The sequence below is a fragment of the Ruegeria sp. CJ3 genome (assembly GCF_056536725.1).
Genome location: NZ_JBQFQE010000006.1, coordinates 152,540 through 168,979, shown reverse-complemented (window position 1 = coordinate 168,979; position 16,440 = coordinate 152,540). Strand labels below are relative to the sequence as shown.

Genomic DNA, 16,440 nt, shown 5'->3' with positions numbered 1-16,440 from the left:
TGACCAAAGCCCTCGGATGATAGACACCGCGCGGATGATCCCCGAAGAACGCCTTGAACAGATAACACAGCGATTCCAATACCTCGAAGCAGCCATGGCCGATGGGGCTTCGGGCGGGGATATTGCGGCTTTGGCCAAGGAATATTCCGACCTCAAACCCGTGGTCGATCAGATCATGGGATGGCGTCAGTTGGTCGCCGATCTGGCCGAAGCCGAGGCGATGCTGACCGACCCCGATATGAAAGAGCTGGCCGAAGAGGAAATCCCCGATCTGCAGGCTCGTATCCCCAAGGCGGAACATGCGCTGCAACTGGCGCTGTTGCCGAAGGACGCAGCTGATGCGCGTCCGGCGATGTTGGAAATTCGCCCCGGCACGGGTGGCGATGAGGCCGCGCTGTTCGCCGGTGACCTGCTGCGGATGTATCAGCGATACGCCGAAGCGCGGGGCTGGCGGTTCGAGATCATCGAAGAGCAGGCGTCCGATCTGGGCGGGATCAAAGAGGTCGTGGCGCATATCAAGGGCGACAATGTCTTTGCGCGGATGAAATACGAATCCGGCGTGCATCGTGTGCAGCGGGTGCCTGAGACGGAAAGCGGCGGGCGCATTCACACGTCCGCGGCGACGGTGGCGGTTCTGCCCGAAGCCGAGGATGTCGACATCCAGATCGACGCGAATGACATTCGCATCGATACGATGCGCAGCTCGGGGGCAGGGGGGCAGCATGTGAACACCACAGACTCGGCGGTGCGGATCACGCATTTGCCCAGTGGCCTGGTGGTGACCAGCTCCGAGAAATCGCAGCACCGCAACCGCGAGATTGCGATGCAGGTGCTGAAGACCCGCCTGTATGATCTGGAACGGCAGCGGATTGACAGTGAACGGTCTGCGGACCGGGCCAGCCAAGTGGGCTCGGGCGATCGGTCGGAGCGGATCAGGACGTATAATTTCCCGCAAGGGCGCATGACGGATCACCGCATCAACCTGACGCTGTATAAGCTGGATCAGGTGATGCAGGGCGATCTGGACGAAGTGATCGACGCGCTGACCGCGGATGATCAGGCGCGGCTGCTGGCGGAGATGGCGCTATGATTGCAGCACTCACGGCAGCTCAGGCCATGGTCGCCGCAACGGCGCGTTTGCGCGCGGCGGGCGTGTCCGACCCGGCGCGGGATGCGCGGGTTTTGCTGGCCCATGCGGCGCGGATCGAGGCAAGCCGCGTGACGCTGATCGCACCCGAGGAACTGCCCGTTGATATTGCGGAACGCTATGATCAGCTGATCTCGCTGCGCGCCATTCGGGTGCCGGTGTCGCATCTGCTGGGCGAGCGTGAATTCTATGGCCGCCGCTTCAAGGTCAGCCGCGATGTGCTGGACCCGCGCCCCGAGACCGAGGCGTTGATCGAGGCGGCGCTGAGCGAGCCATTTGACCATGTGTTGGATTTGGGCGTGGGCTCGGGCTGTATCCTGATCACGCTGCTGGCCGAGCGCGCCAGTGCGTCGGGGATGGGTGTGGACCTTAGCGAATCTGCCTGTCTGCAGGCCAGCGCCAACGCGGTTCAGCATCGGGTGCAGGCGCGGGCAGAGATTCGGCAATCGGATTGGTTTGAGAACATTGAGGGGCAATTTGACCTGATTGTTTCGAATCCACCCTATATCTCGGCGGCAGAAATGCAGGATCTGTCGCCCGAGGTGCGCGAGCATGAGCCCCGCATGGCGCTGACCGATGAGGGCGATGGATTGGCGGCCTATCGTCGGATTGCGGCGGCGGCCCCTGATTTTCTGCTGCCTGGCGGGCGGTTGCTGGTCGAGATCGGGCCGACACAGGGAAAATATGTCGCAGCCCTGTTCGATGCGGCGGGTCTGGCCGAGCCTTGCGTGATCCCCGATCTGGACGGGCGTGACCGGGTGGTCGGCGCCAGAATGCCGCAGTAGAGGGCTGCCTCTGAGGCCGAAAAACGCCGATTGATGTAAAAAAGCTGCGAAATATCGGACAAACCCCTTGTCTGGGCGGGCAGGACATGCTTACTCAGGTGTAGTCGGAGAGGTTGACGCTGTTTCAGCGCGCCCCTGACGCCAAGCCCAAAAAGTCGACAGCGCGTTACGGCACAAGCCACTGAGCAGCGTAAGGTACGGGTTGATCGGCAGAGAAGTGATAAGGCTGACGTAAAGTAAGATGAGATCTTCCAAATCCCGTTCGCGGGCCAAGAATAACCGCAATCGTCCTTCTGGCGGCAATGTTGTAAACCGGGTCTTTGACAGCTCGGGGCCGGAAGGCAAGGTGCGTGGCACGCCGCAGCAGATCATTGACAAATACAACCAACTGGCGCGCGATGCGCAGCTGGCCAATGACCGCGTGGCGGCCGAGAACTTTCAGCAACATGCCGAGCATTATCTGCGGTTGCTGAGCGAGGCGCAGCGCGAGATGGAGGCCCGCCGCGAGGAACAGGAGCGGCAGAACCGCGAACGTCAGGCCGAGCGCGACCGCGAACGTGCCGAGCGTCAGGAACGCGAAGCCGCCCGTCAGGCCGACCCGGCCGAGGCGCCGCAGCCTGATGTGATGGATTTTGGCGCGCCAGAGGCTGCCCCGGAAAGCGGGCTGGTTGAAACGCCGGAAAACAAAGGGGCCGAGGCCCCCGATAAGAAGGACAAGCCCGCGCGTAAACCGCGGGCGCGCAAGCCCAAGGCTGCACCTGCCGAGAGCGCGCCATCAGATGAGGGTGACGCACCGGAAGCGGCCGAGTAAGACGGCCCCCGGACACAGACAAAGCCCCGCGGTTTCGGCCCCGGGGCTTTTTTCATGGCTTCAGGATTTTTTGATTTCGCGGGCCAGTGCGCAGAACGCTTCGAGCGAGACTTGCTCGGCGCGTTCGGTAGGCTGGATGCCGGCGGCGATCAGGCGGTCCTCGATATCGGGGGCGACGCCTTTCAGCGCGGCGCGCAGCATCTTGCGGCGCTGGTTGAAGGCGGCTGCGACCACGCGGGACAAGGTGGCGGCGTCGGCGGGATAACGCGGTTCGGGTAGGGCAGTCAGGTGGACCACGGCGCTTGAGACCTTGGGCGGCGGTGTGAAAGCCCCGGGCGGCAGTGACATGGCGATGCGCGCCTCGGCCCGCCACTGGGCCAGGATGGCGAGGCGACCGTAGGCTTTGCTGCCGGGCTGGGCCACGATACGCTCGGCCACTTCGCGTTGGAACATCAGCGTCAGGCTTTGCCAGAAGGGTGGCCAGTCGGGCGGGGTGAGCCAGCGGATCAGAAGCTCGGTCCCGACATTATAGGGCAGGTTGGCGGCGACGCGGATGGGTGGCGTCAGGTGCGCCAGCGGGTCGATTTCCAGCGCGTCGCCGTTGATTACCTCAAGCTGGCCGGGATAGGCGGCGGCGATCTGGTTCAGGGCAGCGATGCAGCGGGTGTCTTTTTCCACCGCGACCACCTTTCGCGCGCCCTCGGAGAGCAGCCCCCGGGTCAGACCACCGGGGCCGGGGCCGATTTCCAGCACGTCGCATTGGCTGAGGTCACCCGCTTGCCGCGCGATCTTGGCGGTCAGGTTGAGATCCAGCAGGAAGTTCTGGCCCAGCGATTTGCGGGCAGAGAGCTGGTGGGTGGCGATGACCTCGCGCAGAGGGGGGAGGGAGTCGATGGCGCTCATGGCTTTATCGTGGTGCGGTTTGGTGGGGTGGCGCCAGAGATTTTTTGCCTCCGGCGGGGATATTTTTAGCCAGGTGAAGCATTGGGGCTGTGCGCCATGGTTTGTGCGAGGCGCAGGGCTTCGATCAGGCTGGTGGGGGTGGCGATGTTTTGGCCGGCGATGTCAAGCGCAGTGCCGTGGTCGGGCGAGGTGCGGATGAACGGCAGGCCGAGGGTGACGTTCACGCCCTTGTCGAAATCCAGCGTCTTGATCGGGATCAGGGCCTGGTCGTGATACATGGCGATGGCGGCGTCATAGTTGGCGCGGGCGGCGGCGTGGAACAGCGTGTCGGCCGGGTGCGGGCCGGTGAGGGTTGTGTTTTCTATCGTCAGGTCCTGCAGCAGGGGGGCGATCCAGTCCAGCTCCTCAGTGCCCATTTTACCGCCTTCGCCTGCGTGCGGGTTCAGGCCGGCGATGGCGATCCGTGGTTGGGGGATTCCGAATTGGGTGCGCAGGCTGTGGGCGGTGATTGCGATCGTGTCGCGCAGAAGGTCGGGGGTGAGCGCTGAGGGGACCTGTGACAGCGGGATGTGGATGGTGGCGGGGATGACGCGTAGCTGTGCGCTGGCCAGCATCATCACCACGCGTTTGCGCCCTGCAAGGGCGGCGAGGAATTCCGTATGGCCGGGAAAGGCAAAGCCTGCCCCGTCGATCAGCGCCTTTTTGTGGATCGGAGCGGTGCAGAGCGCCGAGGCGGCACCCGATTGCACCAGCGCGACGCCCCGTTCGATGGCGTCTATGACCGAGGGCGCGTTGGCGGGGTCGGGATCGCCCGGGCGGTTGGGGGCTGGGAAATCCAGTTGCAGTACGGGCAGGGCGGTGCCGCTGGCGGCGGGGGCTTCGGCGGGTTCAGAGATCTGCGCAACCGGTGTGCCCGCAGGCAGGTGCGCGGCATCGCCGATATAGGCGAAAGGGCAGGTGTCGCGCAGCGCGTCCCAGGCTTTGGCTGCGATTTCGGGGCCGATCCCCGAGGGTTCGCCACAGCTGAGCGCGATGGGCGCGGTCATTGTTCGACGATGATGGCTTCGGCCCGGAGCTGTTCCAGAAGGCTGTCGGCAAAGGCCTGGAGCCGCTGCTGGGTCAGCGCGTTGGCCACATCGGCGCGTGATGTTTCCTCGCCCAGATCGCGGGTGCGGCTGCACAGCATCAGGAACATCAGCGTCTGCCCGTTGTTGCGGGTCAGCGTGGTCGAGACCTCGTTCGGGTCCAGCTTGCCAAGCTCCAGCGCCACGTCGCGCGGGATTTCCGAGGGCTTGGCGGTGACGCGGTCAAGCACCTCGGCGGGTTGGCCCTTGGCGAGGCCGTAAAGGTCGTCGCAGGTGTCGATCTCTTCTCTCAGCCGAGCCGCGCGGGACAGGGTTTCGGCGCTGCGGCCGCCGGGCAGGTAATAGATCGCATAGTCGATCTCGGAATAGTTGGGTGTGCCGCTGGGGGCCTCGCGGATGCCGCGCATCTGGAACAGGGCGACGGCGTTGGGCAGGGTCAGGGGATCGGTGATCTCGCCGGTCTTGAGGCTGAGAATCACCGGCTGCAGTGCCGGTGGTAGGTTGGTGATCGGCAACCATTCCAGACGCCCGCCATTTTCCCGCGTGGCGGCGGCCGAATATTGCGTGGCAGCGGCGGAAAAGCTGGCCTGATCGGGAAGCCGCGCGATTTCCTCGGCCAGTGCATCGGCCTGTGCCAGGGTTTGCGGCGTGACCGGGATGATGACCTCGGACAGCAGGACCTGCAGGCCTCCTCCATTGCCCTGACCTAGGGCGCGATTGATTTCATCTTCGGTGGGGCGGGCCTGCGACAGGTAGCGGGCGGCGACGTAGTCGCGCCATGACAGCTGATCGGCGATGAAATCGCGCACGGTTTCCTGCGAGATGCCCGAGTCGCCCAGCAGCCTGAGGAACTCTTCGCTGCTGAGGTTGCCGCGCGACGCGAATTCTTCGATGCCGTTCTGGACGTCCTCGGGGGCGGCTTGAATTCCGGCTTCGCGCATCGCCTGACCGCGCAGGCGGTCATCGATCAGGGCCTGCCGGACCTCGGATTCGGAGCTGCCGGGAACGCCGAGCAGCTCAAGGAATTGCTGGCGCTGCTGAAGCTCGAACCATGTGACGATGTCCTGGTTGACGCGGATGGCGGGTGAAAACAGGCTTTGCGCCTGCACCGGGGCACCCGCGATCAGCGCAGCGACAAGAACCGGCAGCACCGGATTGCGCCAGCCAGCGCGGAGGAGTTTTGTGAAACCTGAGATCAGCTGCATCTTTTCCTGAACTTCTTACCATCGCTTTCGACGGAATACCCCGTGAGGGCTACGGTAAACCCGAATTCTGTCGAAGGCTCAATACTTGATGACGAGGTAAAGCGTCTGTTGACGGTCATATTCACCTGTACGCACTCGTTACTATAGGTCATCCCGAAGCCCAGACGCAGCGGCTCGGATTCGCTGAGGTCATAGCGGGCGTTGGCCCGGGTCAGCCAGTTTTGGTCGATCCGATAGCGTCCCGCAACCCGGATTTCAGAGATTTCATCGGTGTTGAGCTCGGCCGGGTCGGGTTCAAGCCAGACATAGCCGCCGCTGATCGCGTTGTCGCCGCGGCTCCAGGCGGCGCGCAGTTCGGCCTTGGTAAAGCTGAAATCGTCATTGAGCAGCCCGCGTGCGGCAAGGGTCAGGCCGCGGCCATTGTTTAGCTGCCCGGCCAGCAGCAGGTCGGATTGAGTGCCCTGCAGGCCCGAGGTCAGGGTGAAATCGGGGTCGGCATCGGCGCGGAACACTTGACCCACGGTGGCCAGCGCGTGCCAGCCATCGGCGTTGTAGCGGGCCCAGTTCAGACCCACGACTGCCGTTGCCCCGTCTTCGCGGCGGTCTTCGGCGGGAAAGCGCGACAGGGCCAGAAGGTTGCCCTGATCGAATTCCTGAAAGGTGCTTTCGTCATTGGGCACGTCCGTGTCCGACACATGAGTCCAGCCGACCTGAGCGATAGGTTCCAGAAACTGGGTCGCGCCGCTTTGTTCGCGCCGCAGCAGCGGATAGCGCAGGGTGAAGGCCGCGCGGGGCGTGGCGCGGGTCACGTCGCTGGGAAAGCTGCTGTCGTTGCGGATGTGGAAGGTATCAACCGCAGCGCCCAGCCGCGCATCGGCGCGCAGGCCGGTGGCAAAGGTCCAGCTGCGCAGCCATTCGGCATCGAACGTGGCGCGGGCCACGTCGCGGCCGATGATATCCTCGTCGCTGGTGCGGGTGTGGGTGTGGCCGATCAGGGCCAGTGCGACCTCGCCCCCCAGCGCCTTGGGGAAGTAGCGCTTGCGGTAGTTGATGTCGAAGATGCGCGAGGGGATCTCGTCCTGTTCTTCGCTGTCCCGCAGGGTTTCGTAGTGGATGAAGCTGGTCTTGAACGCGGTGTCGCGTTTGATCCGTTCCAGCGCGATTTCGCTGCGCAGGCGGTCGAAATCGGGCAGGCCGTAATCGGCCAGATAGGCGTCATCCGAGGTGGTTCGGATGTCGAAGCTCAGCCGGTAATCGTTGCGCAGGCCGAATGCGCCGTCGGCGAACAGATAGCCGCGGTCCTGATCAGGCTGCAGGTCATCGCGCGTGAAGGCCCCGCGCAGGCGGATGCGTCCGGTCTTGAAGGCTTGCCGGTAACGCAGGCCGAGGGTGCGGGTGTTGGGCGACACATAAGGCGTGACCGTCAGGTCCTTGTGATCGCCCAGTTTGAAGAAATACGGCACCTGCACCCCAGTCCCCAGCTGCGAGGTGGTGCGGATCGAGGGCACCAGAAACCCGGTGGCGCGGTCCAGCGTCGGGTCGGGCAGGCGCAGGGCGGGGAAATAGAACACCGGCACGTCCAGCACGCGGAACTGAGCCCCTTCGAAATACAGCTGCCGCTCGACCTGATCATGGGTCACTTTGCGGGCGCGGATCTGCCACAGCGGCGGTTTGCCGTTGGCGCAGACATGGCACGAGGTCGCCGCGACCTTGCTGAACTGCGTATAGCGCCCCGCTGCGCGCGTCGCCTGAACCGAGGCGATCTGCACTTGCTGGTCAAACACCATCCGCGCGCCGGTCAGCAGGCCGTTCTGAATGCCGCCGTCCAGTTGCGCCGTCTCGGCCAGCAAGGTGGACTGGCCGCCCTGATCGATGCGGATCGGGCCGGTCAGCGTCAGCTCTCCGGTGTCGCGGTCATAGGTGATGCTCTGGGCGGTCAGTTTGACGTCGCCCTGATAGGCCTCGACATTGCCTTCGGCGACCAGCTTGCGGTCGGGGGTGATAAAGATCTGGTCGGCCACCAGCAGGGCGGGCTGGTCCTGTTCGGCGGTGTCGGTTTGGGCGGCAGGGTCCTCGATCTGCGCGCGGACCGGGGCGGGCATCGACAAGATCAGGGCGCTGGACAGCAGCAGGGGCAGAAGGGCGCGCATCAGCCGTCCTCCGCATGGAGCAGCAGGCCCAGCGACAGCAAGATCCCCGCGAACGGGGGGGCCCAGGCGGCGACAAGGATGGGCAATTGGCCGTTTTCGCCCAGAATCTGCGCGAAGTTGCGGATGAAATAGATGCCGAAGCCCAGCAGCACGGCAGTCAGGACCGCAATCCCCGTGCCGCCAAAGCGCACATGGCGCATGGTGAAGGCCGCGCCGATCAGCACCATCGAGACCAGAAACAGCGGCCGCGCCAGTTGGACCTGCAGCCAGACCTCGTATTGCTTGGTCGAAAATCCGGCCTCGCGCAGGTCCTGGATCAGCTTGGGCAGATCGTAGACCGAGACCGAATCCTGCTGCCCCAGCGTGTCCAGAATGCGGTCGCGGGTCAGGGTGGTTGGCAGGTTCAGGACCTCGTGGCTGACGGCGTTGGTTTCGGGGTTCAAATCATCCGCAAGCGTCCAGACCTTGGCATCGTGCAGCGCCCAGTGGCCGTTTTCCAGATCGGCGCGTCGGGCGGCGATCTGTTCGGTGGGTTTGCCGTCAGGGGCAAAGGTGGTGATGGTCACGTCGCGCAGCGAGAACCTGTCGCTGTTGACAGTACCAAGCGCATGGATCACCGACTGCCCGCTGGACGAGCCCTGCCGCAGCCACAGCCCGTCGCGGCTGATCGACAGGGCGGAACTGCCGTTGTTGCGGTAACCGTCTGACAGGCGTTGATATTCCTCAGAGGTGGCGGCGGCGATCGGGTTCAGCAGGGCAACCGCGACAGTTCCGATCGTCAGTGCCAGTAGCACAGGGGCCAGCAATGCACGTATGCCCGAGCGTCCGATGGCGCGGGTCACCACGAGTTCCGAGCTGCGCGCCAGACCAACGAACAGCGCGATGGTGGCAAGGATCATCAGCAGGGGCAGCATCTCGCTGATGGCCGTGGGCGTGTTCAGCAGGGTCAGGCCCAGAAGCTGTGGAAACGACAGATCGATTCCGCCAAAGCGCTGCACCTGTTCGATCAGGTCGATCAGGATCATCAGGGTCAGAAAGATTCCGCCGATCACCAGAAAGCTCTGGATAAAGCGGCGGGCGAAATAACGGTCGAGGATCATGCAGGCATCTCTGCCCGATCACGGCGCAGGGGAATCGCAGTCGGGCATGGAATCATGCGCGACGGCCTATGCCTGCCGATTGGTGTCACGTTCTCTCCCCCGAGCCTGCCGTTGTTTTGGCGCGACCATAATGCAAATGGTGGGCGGGGAAAACTGCTATCTGGTCATCTGCGACCGCGCGGGCTAGGTCTGGGGCAACGTATTTTTCAGGAGAAAGACATGAGCAGTCTGGTGCCCGTCCGTTTTACCCCCGTTGATCTGGATGCCATGGCCACGGCCACGGGGCGCGTCGCGATCATCATCCCCGATGACGGCAAGATGAGCCCCGCCGCGCGCCGGGCCAACCGCCTGACCAAAGGTGCCGTGGCGCGGCTGATGGACAGCGAGCGGTTCGGCAAGGCCAAGTCCGGCGACGTGATCTCGTTGGCTTGGCCCACGGGGATGGAGGCCGAGGCGCTGGACGTGCTGGTCCTGCCGCGCCGTCCCGACCATGAAGAGGCACGCAAGGCCGGGGCCAAGCTGGTCAAGCTGGCAGGCGGCAAATCCGTTCTGGTGATGGCCGCCAATCAAGTGCGCATTGAGGAGCTGGCTCTTGGCATGGCGCTGCGTGCCTATGATTTCGACGCGCATAAAACCAAAGAGACGGATCCCGCAGGCGAGATCGTCATCGCCCACGGTAAACCCGACGAGGCCGAGGCCGCCTTTGCCCCGCTGTATGCCGTGGCCGATGGTGTGCGCATGACCCGCGATTTGACCAACGAACCCGCGAATGTGCTGACCACCACCGAATTCGCCGACCGTCTGGCCGAGATGGAATCGCTGGGCCTGAAGGTCGAGGTTCTGGAAGAGGACAAGCTGGCCGAGCTGGGGATGGGCACGTTGTTGAGTGTCGGACAGGGGTCCGTCAGCCCCTCGAAGGTTGTCGTGATGGAATGGAATGGCGGCGACAAGGATGACGCGCCGCTGGCTCTGGTCGGTAAGGGTGTTGTGTTTGATACCGGGGGAATCTCGCTGAAACCCGCTGCGGGCATGGAAGACATGACCATGGATATGGGCGGTGCCGGCGTCGTTGCGGGCACGATGCGGGCGCTGGCCAAGCGCAAGGCCAAGGCCAATGTGGTCGGGCTGGTGGGGCTGGTCGAAAACATGCCGTCGGGCAATGCCACGCGTCCGGGTGATGTGATCAAATCGATGAAGGGCGATACCGTCGAGATCATCAACACTGATGCCGAAGGCCGTTTGGTTCTGTGTGACGTGATGTGGTACGCGCAGGATCGGTTCAGCCCGGTGGGCATGATCGATCTGGCCACTCTGACCGGCGCGATCATCATCGGGCTGGGGCATGAAAATGCCGGGGTGTTCTCGAACAATGACACGTTCTGCGATGCCTTCCTCAAATCGGCCAAGGCCGAGGATGAGGGTGCGTGGCGGATGCCGCTGGGCGAAAAATATGACGAACTGCTGAAATCGCGTATCGCAGATATGAAGAATGTGGGCGGACGTACCGCAGGTTCGATCACCGCGGCCCAGTTCCTGCAGCGCTTTGTCAAGGAAGAGACGCCGTGGATTCACCTGGATATCGCGGGTGTGGCCTCGGTCTCGTCCGAGACGTCTTATGCGCCCAAGGGCGCCACCGGCTGGGGCGTGCGCGCGCTGAGCCGGTTCGTGCAAGACAATTTCGAGACGCTGGAAGACTGATCCTGTGGGGGCCGTCTATTTCTACCACCTGACCCGTCAGCCGCTGGAGCACACATTGCCCGTGCTACTTGACAAGGCGCGGCAGGCTGGGTGGCGGATTGCCGTGCGGGGTGTTGATCCCGCGCGGATGGACTGGCTGGACGAAAAGCTGTGGCTGGGGCCCGAGGACGGGTTCCTGCCGCATGGCCGCGCGGGAGGGCCGCATGACGCGGCGCAGCCGATTTTGCTGACCACCGGGGCCGAGGCTGCCAATGACGCAGTTTGCGTCATGGCGGTGGATGGCGCGGCGGTTGAGGCTGATGAGGTTCAGGCGCTGGAGCGGGTTTGTATCCTGTTTGACGGAAATGATCCGGATGCGGTTCAGCAGGCGCGCGGGCAGTGGAAGGCACTAACCGCGGCGGGGTGCTCGGCGCAATATTGGTCCGAAGAAACAGGACGTTGGGAAAAGAAGGCCGAGGCGTGATCGGCTGCGCGATTTCAGGAGATTTCGGATGGAAATGAAGCCTTTGGGCCGCACGGATATTATGGTGTCGGATCTGTGTCTGGGCACGATGACCTTTGGCACGCAGACCTCGGAAGCGGATGCGCATCGTCAGATGGACATGGCGCTGGCGGCCGGGATCAATTTCGTTGATGCCGCCGAGATGTATCCGGTGAATCCCATTTCCGCCGAAACCGTTGGCCGGACTGAAGAGATTTTGGGCAACTGGAACGCTGCCAACCGCGCGCGGCGTGGGGATTATGTGCTGGCCACCAAACACTCGGGCGCCGGGTTCATGCATGCGCGTCGGGGGGCTCCGATATCGAAGGAAACTATTCCCGAAGCGATTGAGGGCTCGTTGCGCCGGTTGCAGACCGATTGCATCGATCTGTATCAGTTTCACTGGCCCAATCGCGGCAGCTATATGTTCCGGCAGAACTGGGATTTCGCGCCATCCGGACATAACCGGGATGAGGTCGTGGCCGAGATGCAGGACTGTCTGGTCGCGCTGCAGGCGCAGGTGGACAAGGGCAATATCCGCGCCTTTGGTCTGTCGAATGAAAGTGCCTGGGGCACGGCGCAATGGCTGCGGGCAGCGGAAGAGGTCGGGGGGCCTCGGGTCGCGTCGATCCAGAACGAATACTCCCTGCTGTGCCGGTTGTTCGATACCGATCTGGCCGAGCTTTGTCTGTTCGAGGATGTTGGTCTGCTGGCGTTTTCGCCTTTGGCTGCAGGGTTCCTGACCGGCAAGTATCAGGGTGGTGCGGTGCCCGACGGGTCGCGCATGTCGCTGGTGCCCGAGATGGGCGGGCGCAAGTCAGCGCGTGTGTTTGATGCCGTGGCAGCCTATCTGGATATCGCCGCGCGGCATGGGCTGGACCCGGTGCATATGGCGCTGGCCTGGTGCCGCAGCCGGGCGTTCATGGGGTCTGTGATTTTTGGGGCGACGACGCTGGCGCAGCTGGAGCATGTGCTGGCGGGCAAGGATCTGGTATTGCCGTCCGAGGTGATGGACGAGATCAGCGCGGCGCATCGGGCGTTTCCGATGCCATATTAAGGGGGCTCTGCCCCCGTCGCCTTTGGCGACTCCCCCGGGATATTTTTAGCCAGATGAAGGGGGATCCCGTTAGTGATGGGTGGGTTGGGTGCGGTCTTGTCTGAGGTCGCGGGCCGAGAGGCCGTGCGCGGTGCGGAAGGCGCGGGCGAAGCTGGATTGTGAGGTGAAGCCGGTGGCCAGTGCGACGTCCATCAGCGACAGGTTGGTGTCGGTGACCAGACGGCGCGCCTCTGCCAGTCTGAGTTGCAGGTAGTGATCTTGTGGCGTCGTGTTGAGGCGCAGGCGGAATTGTTGCTGCAAGGTGCGCGGGCTGGTGCCCAGTGTTTCGGCGAGATTGGCAAGGGGGAGGGGATCGTCGAGCGATGCCTCCATCAGCGCGTTTGCCTTCGCGGTCAGCGCTGTGTGGCGGTGCGGGGCACCGGTGCGGCTTTGGGGTTTTGTCGGCTCTGACGGGCCTTCGTAAAGGAACAGGCCCGAGACGCGGGCGGCGAAGCCTGCGCCGTGGCGGGCGGCGATGATGTGGAGCATCATGTCGACAGCCGGGACGGCTCCGCCCGAGGTCAGGCGGTTTTCTGATACCGTGAACCGGTCCGGGCGGACGTCGATTTTGGGGAAGCGCGCGGCGAAGTTTTCCAGGTCTTCCCAGTGGGTGGTTGCGGCGTGACCGTCGAGCAGGCCAGCCTCGGCCAGCAGCCAGGGGCCGCCGTCGATGCCAGCCATGGTAGCGCCGGTCGCGGCGATGCGGCGCAGGCCTGCCAACAGGCTGGGTGTGGCGTGGCGGGCCAGCTGGAACCCGGCTGCGACGATCATCAGGTCGCAGCTTTGCAGCCGCGCCAGCGGGATGCCGGGGACGGTCAGGGCGCTGGTGAGCATGGCCGGTTCGGTGGTGGCGGTCACATAGTCCCAATCAAAGGCCGGGCGGTCGGCCAGCCGGTTGGCGGCGCGCATCGGATCGACCGCTGCGGCGAAGCTGAGCGTGTTGCATTCGTCCAGCACCAGAACCGCCGTTTTCAGGGCGCGATGTTCGGGTTGGAGGATGTTTTTTGCGGATTTTATCAAGTTCGATTCGCATTCTGGCAAGTGTTTCTGCAAGGCTGCGCCAGAGTTGGGGGCAACGCAAATCGATAACCGGGGAGAAGTCTGGGGAAAACCCACGGCACAAGCCGGTATAAGTTGGGGAAAACGCCATGCCTTTGGAAATGAACCGCGACGTCTTTATTACCTGTGCCGTGACCGGCTCGGGCGGGACGCAGGATCGCAGCCCGCATGTGCCACGCTCGCCCGCGCAGATTGCCGAAAGTGCGGTTGCTGCGGCCAAGGCCGGGGCGGCGGTGGTGCATTGCCATGTGCGTGACCCTGATACTGGCGCGCCGAGCCGTCGGCTGGATCTGTACCGTGAGGTGACCGACCGGATACGCGAGGCGGATGTGGACGTTGTGCTTAATCTGACCGCGGGGATGGGGGGGGATATTGTGTTTGGCGGGGTGGAGGCTCCGTTCCCGGTGGCGGAGGGGACCGATATGATCGGCGCGTCCGAGCGGGTGGCGCATGTTGCCGCGTGTTTGCCCGAGATCTGCACGCTGGATTGCGGCACGATGAACTTTGCCGAGGCCGATTATGTGATGACCAACACGCCCGGGATGTTGCGGGCGATGGGGCAGATGATGACCGATCTGGGGGTGAAGCCCGAGATCGAGGCGTTTGACACCGGGCATCTGTGGTTTGCCAAACAATTGGTGGCGGAGGGGGTTCTGGAGCCCGATGCTCTGGTACAGCTGTGCATGGGGGTGCCTTGGGGCGCGCCGGATGATCTGAACACCTTCATGGCGATGGTGAATAATGTGCCGGATGACTGGACGTTCAGTGCTTTTGCGTTGGGGCGGCATCAGATGGCGTATGTCGCGGCCACCGTACTAGCGGGGGGTAATGTGCGGGTTGGGCTTGAGGACAATCTGTGGCTGGACAAGGGCGTCTTGGCCGAGAATTGGCAGTTGGTGGAACGCGCGGGGACCATTATCGAGAATATGGGCGCGCGGGTGATCGGGCCCGCGGCAGTGCGTGAGAAGCTGGGGCTGGTGAAGCGGGCGCCAAATTGAAACGAGTTACACGTCTTCTTTTTGCGTTACTTGTGACCGCGTGCTCCAATTTGGGCAAAGACAACCCAGTGTATATCGAAGCTGATGGTCAACACGCTGTGAATGTAATCTGTGAAAAAATCGCGCGTGACTATCGAGCAGACAGGAAGGCTAATCCTGACCTTTGTGTAGGTTACAATGAAGATGGCTGGCCCATTAATGGTGCGAAAATCGAGTGGCCAATAAACCGGTGAGAAAGATGAAAAATACTGCAGCGATCATTGGGGGCGGGGTTATTGGCGGCGGATGGGCTGCCCGGTTTCTGCTGAATGGTTGGGATGTGCGGGTGTTTGACCCGGACCCTGAGGCCGAGCGCAAGATCGGCGAGGTTCTGGACAATGCGCGGCGGTCGTTGCCGGGGTTGAGTGATGTGCCATTGCCGCCTGAGGGGGCGTTGAGTTTTCGTCAGGATATGGCTGACGCGGTTCAGGGCGCGGTCTGGATTCAGGAGAGCGTGCCGGAGCGGCTTGATCTGAAGTTGAATGTTTACAAAGGCTTGCAGGAGGCTTGTGATCCGGGGGCCGTTATTGGCTCGTCAACCAGTGGGTTTAAACCGTCCGAGTTGCAGGAGGGCGCGTTGCGGCCCGGGCAAATTGTGGTGACACATCCGTTCAACCCGGTCTATCTGTTGCCGCTGGTGGAGCTGGTGCCCTCGGACAAGAACCCGCCGGAGATGGTGGCGCGGGCGCAGGAGATGCTGAGATCGGTCGGGTTCTTCCCCCTGCATGTCCGCAAGGAAATCGACGCGCATATTGCGGACCGATTGCTTGAGGCGGTCTGGCGCGAGGCGCTGTGGCTGGTCAGCGACGGGATTGCCTCGACCGAAGAGGTGGATGAGGCCATCCGCATGGGCTTTGGCCTTCGTTGGGCGCAGATGGGGCTGTTCGAGACCTACCGCATTGCGGGTGGCGAGGCCGGGATGCGGCATTTCATGGCGCAGTTCGGGCCTGCGTTGAAATGGCCTTGGACGAAGCTGATGGATGTGCCCGAGTTTACCGACGGGTTGGTCGACATGATCGCCGATCAGTCGGATGCGCAGTCGGGCATGCACTCGATCCGGGAACTGGAGCGGATTCGGGACAACAATCTTGTGGGCATGATGCGGGCGCTCAAGGCGCAGGATTGGGGTGCGGGGGCGGTGTTGAACCGGCACGATGCGGCGCTGAGGCCCGGGGCGCTGCCGACGCTGGATCAGGCGGATCTGAGCCAGCCGATCCTGACCCTGTCGCGCGCGGTGCCGCTGGATTGGACGGACTATAACGGCCACATGAACGAGGCGAAATACCTTGAGGCATTCGCCGCCGCCACCGACCGGTTCATGGAGATCATCGGATGTGACATGGACTATATCGCCACGGGCGGCAGCTATTTCACGGCCGAGAACCATATCAGGTATATGCATGAAACCCATGCGGGCGCGCGGATCGAGTGCCGGACGCAGATGTTGTTGGGGCAGGGCAAGAAGCTGCACGTGTTCCACAGCATGTATGAGGGCGACCGGTTGCTGGCCACCGGTGAGAGCTTTTTGTTGCATGTCAGTCTTGAGACCCGCCGCCCCAGCCCTCCGTCGCCCGCAATCGAGGCCGCTATGGCGCGGATCGCGCAGGCGCAGGCGGCGCTGCCTTATCCTGACGGGGCGGGGGCGGCGATCCGCAAGCCGGGCTAGCCCTGATTGGGGCCGCGCATCTGGCGGATCGTGCTGCGTACGGCCTGCCAGTCCTGCGCCTGTTTCCGATTTCCGGCGGCTTCGCATTCGCGCATCTTGCGGGCGGCTTCGGCCTCGGCCTGATCGCCGTGGGCGGTGTAGAGCGCGCGGGCGTATTCTGCGGTTTTGAGTGCGTCCATTCCTGTCATCCTCCATCTCGGATCGAAAAGGTCTGAGG

15 protein-coding genes are annotated in these 16,440 nt (G+C 63.4%); 8 read left to right on the top strand and 7 right to left on the bottom strand.

The window, feature by feature from the left end; all coding sequences use genetic code 11:
• Positions 1–34: 34 nt before the first annotated feature.
• The 3 genes from prfA to ACR0J1_RS12785 all read left to right on the top strand — a co-directional run bounded on the left by prfA (position 35) and on the right by ACR0J1_RS12785 (position 2,743).
• The gene (prfA, locus tag ACR0J1_RS12795) at positions 35–1,090 is read left to right on the top strand and encodes a peptide chain release factor 1 (protein ID WP_480733322.1); all 1,056 of its coding nucleotides are present in this window, start codon (positions 35–37) and stop codon (positions 1,088–1,090) included.
• The gene (gene prmC, locus ACR0J1_RS12790) at positions 1,087–1,932 is read left to right on the top strand and encodes a peptide chain release factor N(5)-glutamine methyltransferase (protein WP_480733195.1); all 846 of its coding nucleotides are present in this window, start codon (positions 1,087–1,089) and stop codon (positions 1,930–1,932) included. The genes prfA and prmC overlap by 4 nt, the downstream gene beginning before the upstream one ends.
• A 241-nt stretch (positions 1,933–2,173) precedes the next feature.
• Positions 2,174–2,743, top strand: coding sequence for a DUF4167 domain-containing protein (locus tag ACR0J1_RS12785; protein ID WP_480733194.1), 570 nt, complete (start codon positions 2,174–2,176; stop codon positions 2,741–2,743).
• A gap of 60 nt (positions 2,744–2,803) precedes the next feature.
• Here the strand turns inward: ACR0J1_RS12785 and rsmA are convergent, their stop codons facing one another.
• The 5 genes from rsmA to lptG form a co-directional block, all read right to left on the bottom strand.
• Complete coding sequence (gene rsmA / locus ACR0J1_RS12780; RefSeq protein WP_480733193.1) at positions 2,804–3,646, bottom strand: 16S rRNA (adenine(1518)-N(6)/adenine(1519)-N(6))-dimethyltransferase RsmA; 843 nt, start codon at positions 3,644–3,646, stop codon at positions 2,804–2,806.
• Positions 3,647–3,711: 65 nt separating this feature from the next.
• Positions 3,712–4,692, bottom strand: coding sequence for a 4-hydroxythreonine-4-phosphate dehydrogenase PdxA (gene pdxA / locus ACR0J1_RS12775; RefSeq protein WP_480733192.1), 981 nt, complete (start codon positions 4,690–4,692; stop codon positions 3,712–3,714).
• Positions 4,689–5,936 (bottom strand): peptidylprolyl isomerase, encoded by a 1,248-nt coding sequence (locus ACR0J1_RS12770; RefSeq protein WP_480733191.1) that lies wholly within the window; start codon positions 5,934–5,936, stop codon positions 4,689–4,691. The genes pdxA and ACR0J1_RS12770 overlap by 4 nt, the downstream gene beginning before the upstream one ends.
• Positions 5,927–8,086: an LPS-assembly protein LptD gene (locus tag ACR0J1_RS12765; protein ID WP_480733190.1), complete on the bottom strand. Its 2,160-nt coding sequence runs from the start codon at positions 8,084–8,086 to the stop codon at positions 5,927–5,929. Before ACR0J1_RS12765 ends, ACR0J1_RS12770 begins: the two co-directional genes overlap by 10 nt.
• Positions 8,086–9,186 (bottom strand): LPS export ABC transporter permease LptG, encoded by a 1,101-nt coding sequence (gene lptG / locus ACR0J1_RS12760; RefSeq protein WP_480733189.1) that lies wholly within the window; start codon positions 9,184–9,186, stop codon positions 8,086–8,088. The genes ACR0J1_RS12765 and lptG overlap by 1 nt, the downstream gene beginning before the upstream one ends.
• A 219-nt stretch (positions 9,187–9,405) precedes the next feature.
• Here lptG and ACR0J1_RS12755 point away from each other — a divergent pair, with 219 nt between their 5' ends.
• Genes ACR0J1_RS12755 through ACR0J1_RS12745 form a run of 3 tightly spaced genes read left to right on the top strand, consistent with a single transcriptional unit; the run spans position 9,406 to position 12,422 of the window.
• Positions 9,406–10,884, top strand: coding sequence for a leucyl aminopeptidase (locus ACR0J1_RS12755; protein ID WP_480733188.1), 1,479 nt, complete (start codon positions 9,406–9,408; stop codon positions 10,882–10,884).
• Between the two features lie 4 nt (positions 10,885–10,888).
• Positions 10,889–11,347: a DNA polymerase III subunit chi gene (locus ACR0J1_RS12750; protein ID WP_480733187.1), complete on the top strand. Its 459-nt coding sequence runs from the start codon at positions 10,889–10,891 to the stop codon at positions 11,345–11,347.
• Between the two features lie 28 nt (positions 11,348–11,375).
• Positions 11,376–12,422, top strand: a complete 1,047-nt coding sequence (locus ACR0J1_RS12745) for an aldo/keto reductase (protein WP_480733186.1) — start codon at positions 11,376–11,378, stop codon at positions 12,420–12,422.
• Positions 12,423–12,491: 69 nt separating this feature from the next.
• Here ACR0J1_RS12745 and ACR0J1_RS12740 read toward each other — a convergent pair whose 3' ends face one another.
• Positions 12,492–13,478, bottom strand: a complete 987-nt coding sequence (locus ACR0J1_RS12740; protein WP_480733321.1) for a GlxA family transcriptional regulator — start codon at positions 13,476–13,478, stop codon at positions 12,492–12,494.
• A gap of 131 nt (positions 13,479–13,609) precedes the next feature.
• Between ACR0J1_RS12740 and bcoG the strand changes: the two genes are divergently transcribed.
• Together bcoG and ACR0J1_RS12730 are read left to right on the top strand one after the other, a co-directional pair.
• Complete coding sequence (gene bcoG, locus ACR0J1_RS12735) at positions 13,610–14,518, top strand: 3-dehydrocarnitine:acetyl-CoA trimethylamine transferase BcoG (protein ID WP_480733185.1); 909 nt, start codon at positions 13,610–13,612, stop codon at positions 14,516–14,518.
• Positions 14,519–14,756: 238 nt separating this feature from the next.
• Positions 14,757–16,223, top strand: a complete 1,467-nt coding sequence (locus tag ACR0J1_RS12730) for a carnitine 3-dehydrogenase (RefSeq protein WP_480733184.1) — start codon at positions 14,757–14,759, stop codon at positions 16,221–16,223.
• On the opposite strand, the gene ACR0J1_RS12725 is transcribed toward ACR0J1_RS12730, so the two are convergent.
• Positions 16,220–16,402, bottom strand: a complete 183-nt coding sequence (locus ACR0J1_RS12725) for a hypothetical protein (RefSeq protein WP_480529621.1) — start codon at positions 16,400–16,402, stop codon at positions 16,220–16,222. The two genes, ACR0J1_RS12730 and ACR0J1_RS12725, sit on opposite strands and share 4 nt — an antisense overlap.
• Positions 16,403–16,440 lie beyond the last annotated feature (38 nt).